Consider the following 12,441-nt stretch of genomic DNA (forward strand, 5'->3'; position numbering starts at 1 on the left):
GAGAACAACCATGATCACGAACGCCTGCGGGCCCCTTGCGTCCAGGGCACCGGAACCACCACGCCGTCACGCAACGTCACAACCGTGCGTGCCGCCTACGCGATTGCCCGGTTAAATTCGAAGACCCTCTATCGCGGCCCGGGCAACGGGGACGCGCACCGGAGGGCCAGCGGGCCCTCGGAAGATTCGATGACCCAAGAAGGAGCCCTCGTCGTCATGAATCGCCACGGTATGGTTTCGCTCATGTTGGCTGGCGCGTTGGCATCGGCCATGACTCTGGTGGTCGGTTCGCCGGCCAGTGCAAGCGCACCCCCTTCCTACCAGATCCCCAACGCTGCAACGGGGCTGTGTCTTGAGCCGGAGCAAGGGTCGATGGACCAAGGCGCAGCGATCGTGGCAGCCACTTGTGACATCAACTACGCCGGCCAGCGCTGGGCGTTCGTCTCCCTTGGCGGTACGAGATTTCAGTTCCGGAATCAACTGAACGGTCTGTGCCTGGACGCTCGGGGCGGCGCCGCCAACGGAACGCCGATTCAGCAGTGGACCTGCAACAGCATCAGCAATGAGATCTGGGACAGCGGTCACGCACCGTTGCCTCTTCCCGGACCCTTCGGCGGCAACCTCCCTCTGGTCTCCAGGGTGTCCGGCAGCAGTAGCCACTGCCTCGACGGAAATGTGCCGCTCAGCGGTTCGCCCGTGTATCTGTACCGCTGCAATTCGAGCCTCTACCAGCAGTGGCACTTCTGACAGCCCCTCAGAACGATGCCCGTATCGGTCAGCGGCGGGGTCGGCGCCCCTCGGCACAGCACCGGCATCCGGTCCTACGGCGGATCAGCTTGTGCTCTATGTCCTGAGCCGCTCGCGTTCGGTGATCGTCTCTGGGAGTTTGATGGTTTTGCCCACGTCATAGCGGGGTGCCGGTCGCCGGTTCTTCGAGCCGGGTGGCCGCCCTGGGCCCGGACGGCTCGGTTTCGGAGCACGGGCCGGGCAAGGCAGGTGAGCGCGGAGGTTCCTGCAACCCGCGGCGGACGCGGGCCGGGGTGAGCTACCGGGACCTGATCGTCGCAGCGCACAATCAGCTCAAGACCCCCGTGGTCTGGGTCTGGGACAATCTCAACGTCCACCTGGTCGACGAGCTCGCACTGTTCTTCGTGGAGAACGAGGAGTGGCTGACGGTGTTCCAGTTGCCGTCGTACGCTCCTGAGCTCAATCCGCAGGAGGGCGTCTGGTCGCTGGTCAAGCGCGGCCTGGCTGACTTCGCCGCCGCCAGCCTCGACCACCTGTCCCGCATCGTGAAGCGCAAGCTCAAGAAGGTCCAGTACTGCCCGGAACTGATCGACGGCTGCCTCACCGAGTCCGGGCTGATCATGAGTGCGGAATGATCGCCGGGCCCGCCACTGCGAGTTCAACCGCAGTAGACGTCGAGGATGAGTCGTACATGGCACGGAGCACTCCCGGTGTAGTGCCCGTTGGATCAGCCAGCCATCGCCACGCCTGCGGCGGACCTCTCCCCACCCTTCCTCCCTTTTCCGCCTGCGGGTGCGAGCGCACGCGCATGCACGTCGGCCCGCAACGGGGCGGGCAGGGGTGGAGTGGACCTGAGGGGGACGGGGCCGGAGGGGTGGGGGTTCGAAATGCTGCCGAGCTATTCGATGGGCCTCCTGGAACGTGAAGAGGCGATTTCGAACCGCCGCCCCGGAGGACCCGGCCCCCGCACCCCCCCCGCCGGCAGGCGTCACGCGCCGAGCGCGTCCGCCAGTGCGTTCAGCAGGTCCACCACACCCGCCGGCCCGTCGACGACGATGTCGGAGCGGGCCACGAGTTCGGCAGGGACCTCGCCGGAGGCGGTGCCGCTGCAGACGCGGACGCCCGGGAGCCCTTCGCCCCGTAGCCGTTCGACGGCGTCGAAGGCGGCGAGGTCGCCGAGGTCGTCACCGCCGTACAGCACGGAGCCGGCGCCGACCTCGCGGAGGTAGGTCGCGAGGGCGACGCCCTTGTCCATGCCCGGGGGCCGCATTTCCAGGACGAGGCGGCCCGGCTCGACGATGAGGCCGTGGCGGGCGGCCAGCTCGTCCAGGGGTCCGCGCAGGGCCTCGAACGCGGCTTCGGGATCGTCCGTGCGGCGGGTGTGGACGGCGACCGCGCGTCCCTTGTCCTCTATCCACGTGCCGCGCCAGGCACCGAACCGGTCGAGGAAACCGGGCAGTTCCGCCCGGAGCGCGTCGACCCCCGAATGGTCGCCGGCGGACCGTACCTCGCCGCTGGCCGCGTCCCAGCGTTCGGCGCCGTAGTGGCCGAGGACGACGAGCCGTTCCAGTCCGGTGACCCCGGCGAAGCCGCCGTACCGGACGGCGACGCCTGCCGGGCGGCCGGTGATCACGGCGACCGCTCCGAGCCGTGGAGCGAGCCGCGCGAGCGCGGGCACCGCCCCCGGGTGGGCGCGGGCGCTTTCCGGGTCCGGCACGATCGGCGCGAGCGTGCCGTCGAAGTCGAGAGCGACCACGGCACGTTCGGGCCTCGCGAGAATCGCCGCGAGGCCTTCCTTGCCGTCGGATGTGGTGGACGTCAGCAGGTGACTGCTCATGACACCGACCCTACCGAGGCGGCACCGGGGCACGACAGGCACACGGAAGCACGCGCGGCATTCAACCCACCGCCACTCCGAGCAGCGCCACTCCGAGCAGCGCCACTCCGGACAACGCCGGCACGAGCGGACCCGCGCTAGCGCCCATCCAACCCACCGCCACTCCGAACAACGCCACCCCGAACAACGCCCGCGCGAGCGGACCCGCGCTAGCGCGATTCGCGGCGGGCGTCGCGCGCGCGGCGCAGCCGGTTGACGGTGACCGGGTCGTGGACGAGCGCCCGCGGGTCGTCCAGCAGGGCGTTCAGGAGCTGGTAGTAGCGGGTGGGCGACATGCCCAGCCCCTCCCTGATGGCTCGCTCCTTCGCCCCGGGCCCGGCCCAGGTGCGGGCGGCCAGGTCGAGGACCGCCCGGTCCTGAGACGTCAGGCTCTCGCTCTCCACCCCGACCTCTCCATCCCGAACCCGACCTCCCCGCTGCCCGGTGCCCGCCGCCCGGTACCCGCTACTTGACCTTCTCGGACGCGTCCTGGTTCTCCGCGAACCGCTGCAGATCGCTGAGGACCGTCTTCGGGTCGCCGTGCACCGCGTTGCCGATGACCTTCTTCATCTGGTCGCTGACCGGTCCCCACGAGGTCTTGTTCACCGGGTAGAACTGGGCGGACGGCAGCAGGTCGATGAACTTGACCAGGTCCTTGTACTTGGGGTCCTTGCGCATCTTCTGCATCGCCGAGTTGGTCACCGGCAGCAGCCCGTACTCGTCGAGGAACTTGACCGAGTTCTCCGGGCTGTAGGAGAACTGCAGGAACTTGCCGATCTCGCCGCGGTGGCCGTTCTGCTTGAAGGCCATCATCCAGTCGGCGACGCCGAGCGTCTCGGCGATCCGGCCGCCCTGGCCGGGGATCTGCACGGCCTTGACCTTGATGCCCTTGGCCAGGGCCTGCTTGAGCAGCGTCGGGTGGCCGTTGATCATGCCGGCCTTGCCGGCCAGGAAGGCGTCGAAGACATCGCGGCGGTTCATCTTGGCCGGGTCGCTGCCGGTGAGACCGGGCTCGACCAGATTGCTCTTGAGCCACTGGAAGGCTTCGACGTTCGGCGCGGAGTCGAGGGTGTAGCTGCCGACGGTGTCGGTGTAGGAGCCCTGGTTGCCCAGCATCCACATCAGGGATTCGGCCTGCGCCTCCTCGGGACCGAGCGGCAGCCCGAACGGCATCTTGACGCCGAGGTCCTTCAGCTTCACCGCGTCGGCCCTGACATCGGACCAGGTCTTGGGGGCTTCCTTGATGCCGGCGTCGTCGAAGAGCGTCTGGTTGTAGAAGAACATCCGCGAGCTGGAGACGAAGGGGATGCCGTACTGGGTCCGGTTCATCTCACCCGCGGTGGAGAGCGAGGGGATGAAGTCGGCCTGGGTGCTGATCGGGAACAGCTCGTCGGCAGCGTAGAGCTGGCCCTTGGCCGCGTAGGCGGCGTAGGAGCCGATCTGGGCTATGTCGGGGGCCTGGCCGGCCTTGACCATCTCGGCGACCTTGGTGTCGACGTGGTCCCAGTCGACGACCTGGATGTCCATCTTGATGCCGGGGTTCTTGGCCTCGAAGGCGCGGCCGAGGTCGTCCCAGTACTTCTTGGAACTGGTGGCCGCGTCGGTCCCGTAGTCGGCCGCGACCATGTGCAGCGTGACATCGCCGCCGAGGGCGGCACTGCTGCCGCATCCACTGAGTGTCGTCAGAGCCAGCGCTGCCGCGATACCCGCTGCCGCCGTGCCCAGGAGTCGTCGCCGGTGCACCGTTGTCCTACCGCCTTCATCCGCCCGTCCCCGCGCGTTCCCGGGGACGTCAAGTGCCCGAGTCTGCCCGCGCTGCCCACCCAAGGTCTACACCACGGCTGTCTCGCTTCGGCAACGCCCTTCCCCTTCAGGCGGGACAGAAGGTACGGACCCCCGCACTCCCGGCGTTTCACCGGCCCATGAAGGGTGATCTTCATGACGTAAGTGGACTAGACCTTTCGAGGGGTAAAGGGGGAGACTGTCATCCGTGAGACACGTCATCGCGCTCGATGTAGGCGGCACCGGAATGAAGGCCGCCCTGGTCGGGGAGGACGGCACGCTTCTGCACGAAGCCCGCCGCCCGACCGGACGGGAACGCGGCCCCGAGGCCGTGGTCGCCGCCATCCTCGGTTTCGCCGCCGACCTGAGGGACCACGGAATCCGCGAGTACGGGGAGCCGGCCGCCGCGGCCGGCGTCGCCGTGCCCGGAATCGTGGACGATGTGGGCGGCATCGCCGTCTACGCCGCCAACCTCGGCTGGCGCGACATACCGCTGCGGGCCCTGGTCTCCGAACGGCTGGGCGGCATTCCCGTCGCCCTCGGGCACGATGTGCGCACCGGCGGCCTCGCCGAGGGCCGCATCGGCGCGGGCAAGGGCGCCGACCGGTTCTTCTTCCTCCCACTGGGCACCGGCATCGCGGGAGCCATCGGCATCGACGGCCGCATCGAGGCCGGCGCGCACGGCTACGCGGGCGAGATCGGTCACATCGTCGTCCGCCCCGGCGGACCGCTCTGCGGCTGCGGCCAGCACGGCTGCCTGGAGACCCTCGCCTCCGCCTCCGCCGTCTCCCGCGCCTGGGCCGCCGCCAGCGGCGACTCCGGGGCCGACGCCGCCGACTGCGCCAAGGCTGTCGAATCCGGCGACCCGCGGGCGCTGGCCGTCTGGCACAACGCGATCGCCGCGCTCGCCGACGGCCTGGTCACCGGCCTCACCCTTCTGGACCCGCGCGTCCTCATCATCGGCGGCGGTCTCGCCGAAGCAGGGGACACGCTCTTCGCTCCGCTGCGCGCGGCGGTCGAGGAACGCATCACTTTCCAGAAACTCCCGCTCATCGTCCCGGCAGCCCTCGGGGACACCGCCGGATGCCTGGGCGCGGGTCTGCTCGCCTGGGATCTTCTCTCCGTGGAGGTAACCGCCTGATGGCCCCCGTATCGACAACGCAGCGCACGGTACTGTCCGGTGCCCGTGTGGTGCTGCCGTCAGGCGTGGTGGAGAACGGCCGGGTGACCGTCGACGGCGGCCGTATCGCGGCCGGTGGGACCACAGAGGCCGCGGGCACCGCGGAGACCGGCACCTTTGATCTCAGCGGCCATACGGTCGTCCCCGGCTTCGTCGACATCCACAACCACGGTGGCGGCGGCGCGTCCTTCACCTCCGGGACCCCCGAGGAGATCCTCAAGGGCGTCAGGACCCACCGCGAGCACGGCACGACCACCGTCGTGGCGTCGACGGTCACCGGCGAGATGGACGTACTGGCCCAGCGCGCGGCGCTGCTGTCCGAGCTCGTCGAGCAGGGCGACCTGGCCGGCATCCACTTCGAGGGCCCGTTCATCTCGCCGTGCCGCAAGGGCGCGCACATGGAGTCGCTGCTGCGCGACCCCGACCCGGCCGAGGTCCGCAAGCTGATCGACGCCGCCCGCGGCACCGCCAGGATGGTCACCCTCGCCACCGAACTGCCCGGCGGCCTCGACTCCGTACGGCTGCTCGTCGAGCACGGCGTGATCGCCGCCATCGGCCACACCGACGCGACGTACGAGCAGACGATCGAGGCCATCGACGCGGGGGCCACGGTCGCCACCCATCTCTTCAACGCCATGCCCGGCCTCCAGCACCGCACGCCCGGCCCGATCGCGGCGCTGCTGGAGGACGAGCGGATCACGGTCGAGCTGATCAACGACGGCACCCACCTCCACCCGGCCGTCCTGGAGCTCGCCTTCGGCAGCGCGGGCGCGGACCGCGTGGCCTTCATCACCGACGCGATGGACGCGGCCGGTTTCGGTGACGGCCACTACGAGTTGGGCCCGATGAAGGTCGAGGTCAAGGACGGCGTGGCCCGGCTGGTCGAGAACGGATCGATCGCCGGTTCCACCCTCACCCTAGACACCGCCTTCAAGCGCGCCGTCACCATCGACCGGCTGTCGCTCGAGGACACCGTCCAGGCGATCTCGGTCAATCCGGCCCGGCTGCTCGGCCAGTACGACCGCATCGGCTCCCTGGAGCCCGGCAAGGACGCGGACCTCGTGGTGCTCAACGCGGCGTACGACCTGGTCGGCGTGATGCGCAAGGGCGAATGGATCATCCGGCCGTTCTGAGATGGATCACCGCCCGTCCTGAGGCCGGGTCGCTCGTGCGCAACGGCGGCCGGCCCGGGACTGGGCGGGCCGCCGTTCCTTTGCCATCATCGACGCGTGATCATCACCGTCACGCCGAACGCCGCACTGGACATCACCTACCGCGTTCCGCGCCTGCGCCCGCACACCACCCACCGGGTCTCCGAGCCCGTCGAGCGGCCCGGCGGCAAGGGGCTCAACGTGGCCCGCGTGCTCGCCGCCCTCGGCCACCGCACCGTCGCGACGGGCTTCGCGGGCGGATCCACCGGTGACGTCCTGCGCGAACGGCTCGCCGAGCTCGGCGCAGGCGGAACGGCTACTGGGGCGGGCACCGGCACCCGCGCCGACACCCGCGCCGGCTCCGTGGAGGACGCGCTCGTGCCGATCGCGGGCACCACCCGCCGCACCATCGGCATCGTCGACGACGCGACCGGCGACACCACCATGTTCAACGAGGCCGGTCCCACCGTCACCGCGGGCGAGTGGGCCGCGTTCCTCACCGGCTACCGCAAGCTGCTGGCCGGGGCCTCCGCCGTCGCGCTGTGCGGCAGCCTGCCGCCGGGCCTGCCCGTGGGCTCGTTCGCGGAGCTGATCCGTGAGGCCCGTACCGCGGGCGTCCCCGTCCTGCTGGACACCAGCGGCGAACCGCTGCGCCGCGGCCTCGCCGCCCGCCCGGATCTCATCAAGCCCAACCTCGACGAGCTCACGCAGCTCACCGGGTCCACGCAGCCCGCACAGGCCGCCGAGGAGGCCCGTAGGCGCGGTGCTCGCGCCGTGGCCGCCTCACTGGGCCCCGAGGGCATCCTGGCGGTGACGGAGGACGGCTGCTGGCAGGCCCTGCCCCCGGCCCGTCTTTCGGGCAATCCGACGGGCGCGGGTGACTCGGCCGTCGCCGGGCTGCTCTCCGGCCTCGTCGAGGGACTGGACTGGCCGGGGCGGCTGGCTCGCGCGATCGCCCTGTCCGCCGCGACCGTACTGGCGCCCGCGGCGGGCGAGTTCGACCGGGCGGCCTACGAGGAGCTGCTCGGGCAGGTCCGGGTGACCGCCGTCCCGCGGACCGCTTCCCGGCCCGCCACCACTTCCTGACCCGCTACTACCCGACCCGTTACTTCTTGACCTGGCCTTCCTTCAGCCACACCTGGTCGAGGTTGACGCCGCACTTGTTGCCCGGCGCGCAGGTGAGCGCGAGGGTGTTGGAACCCTTCTTGAGGTCCACCCACGCGTACGTGGTGTTCCCCCATGCCTTCGACCAGTCGGTGTAGCTGCCGTAATTGCGCATCTTCATCGGATTGGTGCGGGCCTTGCCGTTCTCACTGAGGGTGAGGCCGGCGTCCTCGCCCGCGTTGCCGTAGCTGACGAAGTACGTGTACGTACCGTCCTTGGGCACGTCGAAGGTCCAGGTGACGGACGCGCCGACGGTGGTCATGCCGCCCGCGTACGCGCCACCCGACGCCTTGGCGCCCGGCTGCTCGGTGCTCTTCACGGCCCCGCCGGACAGCCCGAGCGAAGCGGCGTCCACGACCTGGGAGGAGAACGTGGTGGGAGCGGTGGCGGACTGGCTCGGCGAGGCGGAGGCGCTCGTGGACGCCGAGGGAGTCGGGTTGTTCTTCGCCTCGTCCTGCTTCCCCGATCCACCCGTCATCGCATAGCCGATACCGACGGCTACGGCCACGACCACGGCGATCGCGCCGATCATCAGCCCCTTGCGGTTCGGACCCGGCGCGGGCCCGTCCCCGCCGCCGCGCGGTCCCGGCCCGTCCGGCGGACGCGGCCCGTAATGCGTCTGGGACTGCTGTGGCTGCTGGGACTGCTGTGGCACGTAGCCCTGGCCCTGACCCTGGTTCTGGCCCTGGTCGTAGCCGGACTGCTGCTGCGGGTAGCCGTAGCCGCCCTGCTGCGGACGGCGCTCGCCGACCCGCTGGACCTGGTTGTACGAGGTACGGGGCACGCCCGGCTGTGCCACCGTCGCGCCCTCTGGAGCTGCCGCCCCGGGAACCTCGCCCTCGCCGCCCTCCGAGCGGTACAAGTACGCGAAGGGGTCGTCGTTCTCAGAGGCGCCGTTATTGCCGGCCGTCATCCGCTGTTCACTCCCTAATTGCACATGCCCATCGAGGCGCGGGTGCACCCATGGCTCATGATCGATTAGTCCGCGGCGCGGTCACAAGGCCTGCGCTCTCGCTTCCGCAGCGTCGCGGGCGGACATGTTTGACCCACGGAACCCTACCCGGGTCGAGGGACTGCCCGCTCTGGCCTTCGACGCATCACCCGGTCGTTCCGGTTCCCCTGTGACAGGACGCACGTCCTACGGTGGTCCCGTGATCGACGACGACGGCTCCGGATGGACCGGCTGGCGGAACGCCACAGAACGCGCCCTCTACGGCCCCGGGGGCTTCTTCGTGCGGGAACGGCCCGCCGCGCACTTCCGTACCTCCGTGCACGCCTCCCCGCTCTTCGCACGGGCCGTCGCAGAACTGCTGCTCCGTGTGGACCGGGCCCTGTCCCGGCCGGACGAGCTGGCGCTCGTCGACATCGGCGCGGGGGCCGGCGAGCTCCTGACCGGCGTCCTGGGCGCCCTGCCGGACGACGTGGCCGCCCGGGTCAGGCCGCACGCCGTCGAGCGGGCCGCGCGCCCCGCCGGTCTCGACGACCGCGTCAGCTGGACCTCCGCTCCCCCGCGGGGCGTACGCGGGCTGCTGTTCGCCAACGAATGGCTCGACAACATCCCCGTCGACATCGCCGAGACCGACGAGGCCGGCGAACCCCGCTACGTCCTCGTACTCCCCGCCGACGGCCAGGAGCGCCTCGGCGGGCCGCTGCGTGACGAGGACGCGGCCTGGCTGCGGCGCTGGTGGCCGATCGCGGGAGCGCCCGGCGCCCGCGCCGAGATCGGGCAACCCCGCGACGCCGCCTGGGCGGCGGCGGCCGGGTCGCTGGACGCCGGGCTGGCCGTCGCCGTCGACTACGCCCATGAACGGGACGCGCGGCCCCCGTACGGCACCCTCACCGGCTTCCGCGACGGCCGCGAGGTGCCCCCGGTGCCGGACGGCTCCTGCGATCTCACCTCGCACGTCGCCCTCGACGCCGTCGCCTCCTGCGCCCCGCCGATCACCCCGGGTGTGACCTCGCCCACCACCGCGCTGATCACCCAGCGCGCCGCCCTCCGCGCTCTCGGCGTCTCCGGGGCCCGCCCGCCCCTCGCCCTCGCCTCCACCGACCCCCGCGGCTACCTCCGCGGCCTCGCCGCCGCCGGCGAGGCCGCGGAACTCACCGACCCCGGCGGCCTCGGCGCCTTCCGCTGGCTCGCCACCCCGGTCGGCGGCGCCTGCCACGGCCTGCTGACCGATGGGCCCTCCTGACCGACGAGCCCTGATCGACGCGGCCCCGACCGGTGGGCCGGCCGACGATCGGGAGGGACAGCCCGCCCGCAAGCGGGGCCGGAGGGCGGGCTGACAGAATGCCCCCCATGACGGAGACCACGATCGGCATCGGTGGCGCGGCCGAAGGCACCGACATGGTGCTGAACATCGGCCCCCAGCACCCCTCCACGCACGGAGTGCTCCGATTGCGCATCGTTCTGGACGGCGAGCGGATCATCACCGCCGAGCCGGTCGTCGGTTATATGCACCGCGGCGCGGAGAAGCTGTTCGAGGCGCGGGACTACCGCCAGATCATCATGCTGGCCAACCGCCACGACTGGCTGTCGGCGTTCTCCAACGAGCTGGGCGTCGTGATGGCCGTCGAGCGGATGCTCGGCATGGAGGTCCCGGAGCGCGCGGTGTGGACGCGCACGCTCCTCGCCGAGCTGAACCGGGTACTCAACCATCTGATGTTCCTCGGCTCATACCCCCTCGAACTGGGCGGTATCACCGCCGTGTTCTACGCGTTCCGGGAGCGCGAGGAACTGCAGAACGTCATGGAGGAGATCTCCGGCGGCCGGATGCACTACATGTTCAACCGGGTCGGCGGTCTCAAGGAGGATCTGCCGAACGGCTGGCTCGGCCGGGCCCGGCACGCGATCGCGCAGGTCCGGTCGCGGATGAGCCGCTTCGACGACCTGGTCCTGGGCAACGAGATCTTCCGGGGCCGTACCCGCGGCGTGGGCACGCTGTCGGCCGAGGCGGTGCACGGCTTCGGCGTGAGCGGGCCGATCGCCCGCGCCTCGGGCGTGGACTTCGACCTGCGCCGTGACGAGCCGTATCTGGCGTATGCGGAGCTGCAGGACACGCTGAAGGTGGTGACCCGCACCGAGGGCGACTGCCTGGCCCGCTTCGAGGTGCTGCTCGCCCAGACGCACAACGCCCTGGACCTGGCGGACGCGTGCCTGGACCGGATCGGCGAGCTGCCGCAGGGGCCGATCAACCAGCGGCTGCCCAAGGTGCTGAAGGCCCCGGAGGGCCACACGTACGCATGGACCGAGAACCCGCTGGGGCTGAACGGCTACTACCTGGTCTCGAAGGGCGAGAAGACCCCGTACCGGCTCAAGCTGCGCTCGGCGTCGTACAACAACATCCAGGCGCTGACGGTGCTGCTGCCGGGCACGCTGATCGCGGACATGGTGGCGATCCTGGGCTCGATGTTCTTCGTCGTGGGAGACGTCGACAAGTAGACCGGCGGCCGGGCGTACGCCCGGCCGTTACGACGTGGCCCGCAGCTCGCTGACGTCGATCTGCTCGGTCTCGTCGTGCACGGTGAGATCGATGACCTCGCCCGCGACCTGCGCCTCGTGTTCCGCGTAGGCCTCCTCGCCGACCACGTCGGCGAGGTCCTGCGCGGCGGCGGACTTCTGGGCGTTCTGGGTGCCGAAGAAGTCGAAGCCGCCGAGCGCGCGGCTGGCGGATCCGGAGCGGTGGGGGTGCGAGTAAGGCAGTACGGCGGCCGCCACAGCCGGTACGAGGCGGTGCTCACGGACCGGCAACGAGGCGGAGGCGCCCGTCCGCTCGGAGCGCGAGTGCACCGTGGACGGCTCCGCCGCCGCGTGCCGCCCCTGGGGCTCGTCGTCACCGCCGGCACCGTCCGAGCCGCCGGAGGCCGCGGCGTCGCGGCGCCTGGCCTCCTCGACGGTGCGCAGGGCCTGCTGACGGGCGGCGTTGCGGCCGAGGTTGAGCAGGGCCTCGTCCGCCTTGAGGAACGCGGCCGGGCTGATGGCCGAGGAGGCGATGGCCAGCGGTGCCTTGGCTGCTTCCAGCGCGAGCTGGCGGCGGCCTTCGAGGGCGCGGGCGCGCTCGCTCTCGGCGGTGGCGTAGCGGCGGAGCAGGGCGGCGTGTTCGGTGCGCAGCCGGCCCAGCTCGCCGCGCTTGGCGCTGAGCTTGGTGTCGAGGCGGACGCGCAGCTCCCGGGACTCGTCGAGGTCCATCTCGAGCTCGGCTATGCGTTCATCGGCGCGCCACTCGTCGCGGGCGCGTGCCGTGGTGAGGTCGGCGACCCGCCGTCCCGCCGCCCGGTCCCACGAGCGGGCCATGACCGCACCGCCGCAGGCGGCCGCCGCCGCTGCCGCGACGATCGCGCGGAGCACGACCGGATCGGCGCTCAGCCAGGCCGCGGCGACGCAGGCCACCGCGGACCCGGCGAACGTCAGCGGGGGCAGCAGCCGGTGCAGCGGGGGGGAATGGCGGTGGCGTCCACGTGGCATGGCTCGAAACTAGCGTGCGAATGGGACGCGTGGGACCCCGGAGTCCGATTTACCGCCGTGTCACCCACAACGGATG

General features: G+C 71.0%; 12 protein-coding genes and 1 pseudogene. 7 read left to right on the forward strand and 6 right to left on the reverse strand.

Annotated features, from left to right (window positions below; all coding sequences use genetic code 11):
- Nucleotides 1-747: RICIN domain-containing protein (locus QMK24_RS21130; protein WP_283468071.1), on the forward strand; the 747-nt coding region annotated here is incomplete at its 5' end.
- Between the two features lie 96 nt (nt 748-843).
- Here the strand turns inward: QMK24_RS21130 and QMK24_RS21135 are convergent.
- Nucleotides 844-1,045 (reverse strand): annotated as a pseudogene (locus QMK24_RS21135) (NF041680 family putative transposase); the annotation flags it as partial.
- 46 nt (nt 1,046-1,091) lie between these two features.
- On the opposite strand from QMK24_RS21135, the gene QMK24_RS21140 reads away from it, so the two are divergent.
- Complete coding sequence (locus QMK24_RS21140) at nt 1,092-1,382, forward strand: transposase (protein ID WP_502989158.1); 291 nt, start codon at nt 1,092-1,094, stop codon at nt 1,380-1,382.
- Between the two features lie 353 nt (nt 1,383-1,735).
- On the opposite strand, the gene otsB is transcribed toward QMK24_RS21140, so the two are convergent.
- From otsB to QMK24_RS21155, 3 genes are all read right to left on the reverse strand, one after another.
- A complete protein-coding gene (gene otsB / locus QMK24_RS21145) occupies nt 1,736-2,584 on the reverse strand; it encodes a trehalose-phosphatase (RefSeq protein ID WP_283468077.1) in 849 nt (282 codons plus the stop codon).
- Between the two features lie 209 nt (nt 2,585-2,793).
- A complete protein-coding gene (locus QMK24_RS21150) occupies nt 2,794-3,027 on the reverse strand; it encodes a DUF3263 domain-containing protein (RefSeq protein WP_283468078.1) in 234 nt (77 codons plus the stop codon).
- Between the two features lie 61 nt (nt 3,028-3,088).
- Complete coding sequence (locus tag QMK24_RS21155; protein ID WP_283468079.1) at nt 3,089-4,366, reverse strand: extracellular solute-binding protein; 1,278 nt, start codon at nt 4,364-4,366, stop codon at nt 3,089-3,091.
- Nucleotides 4,367-4,613: 247 nt separating this feature from the next.
- Here QMK24_RS21155 and QMK24_RS21160 point away from each other — a divergent pair, with 247 nt between their 5' ends.
- The 3 genes from QMK24_RS21160 to QMK24_RS21170 all read left to right on the forward strand — a co-directional run bounded on the left by QMK24_RS21160 (nt 4,614) and on the right by QMK24_RS21170 (nt 7,822).
- Nucleotides 4,614-5,546 (forward strand): ROK family protein, encoded by a 933-nt coding sequence (locus QMK24_RS21160; protein WP_283468080.1) that lies wholly within the window; start codon nt 4,614-4,616, stop codon nt 5,544-5,546.
- Nucleotides 5,546-6,718 carry an N-acetylglucosamine-6-phosphate deacetylase gene (nagA, locus tag QMK24_RS21165; RefSeq protein WP_283468081.1) on the forward strand — a complete coding sequence of 391 codons (1,173 nt, stop codon included), beginning with the start codon at nt 5,546-5,548 and terminating at the stop codon, nt 6,716-6,718. Before QMK24_RS21160 ends, nagA begins: the two co-directional genes overlap by 1 nt.
- Nucleotides 6,719-6,814: 96 nt before the next feature.
- Nucleotides 6,815-7,822, forward strand: a complete 1,008-nt coding sequence (locus QMK24_RS21170; RefSeq protein ID WP_283468082.1) for a 1-phosphofructokinase family hexose kinase — start codon at nt 6,815-6,817, stop codon at nt 7,820-7,822.
- 19 nt (nt 7,823-7,841) lie between these two features.
- Here the strand turns inward: QMK24_RS21170 and QMK24_RS21175 are convergent, their stop codons facing one another.
- Nucleotides 7,842-8,813, reverse strand: a complete 972-nt coding sequence (locus QMK24_RS21175) for a carbohydrate-binding protein (RefSeq protein ID WP_283468083.1) — start codon at nt 8,811-8,813, stop codon at nt 7,842-7,844.
- Between the two features lie 238 nt (nt 8,814-9,051).
- Here QMK24_RS21175 and QMK24_RS21180 point away from each other — a divergent pair, with 238 nt between their 5' ends.
- Nucleotides 9,052-10,092 (forward strand): SAM-dependent methyltransferase, encoded by a 1,041-nt coding sequence (locus QMK24_RS21180; RefSeq protein ID WP_283468085.1) that lies wholly within the window; start codon nt 9,052-9,054, stop codon nt 10,090-10,092.
- A gap of 98 nt (nt 10,093-10,190) precedes the next feature.
- Nucleotides 10,191-11,342 carry an NADH-quinone oxidoreductase subunit D gene (locus QMK24_RS21185; protein WP_283468086.1) on the forward strand — a complete coding sequence of 384 codons (1,152 nt, stop codon included), beginning with the start codon at nt 10,191-10,193 and terminating at the stop codon, nt 11,340-11,342.
- 27 nt (nt 11,343-11,369) lie between these two features.
- Here the strand turns inward: QMK24_RS21185 and QMK24_RS21190 are convergent, their stop codons facing one another.
- Nucleotides 11,370-12,365: a hypothetical protein gene (locus QMK24_RS21190; RefSeq protein WP_283468088.1), complete on the reverse strand. Its 996-nt coding sequence runs from the start codon at nt 12,363-12,365 to the stop codon at nt 11,370-11,372.
- Nucleotides 12,366-12,441 lie beyond the last annotated feature (76 nt).

The sequence above is a fragment of the Streptomyces sp. PH10-H1 genome (assembly GCF_030063355.1).
GTDB lineage: Bacteria > Actinomycetota > Actinomycetes > Streptomycetales > Streptomycetaceae > Actinacidiphila.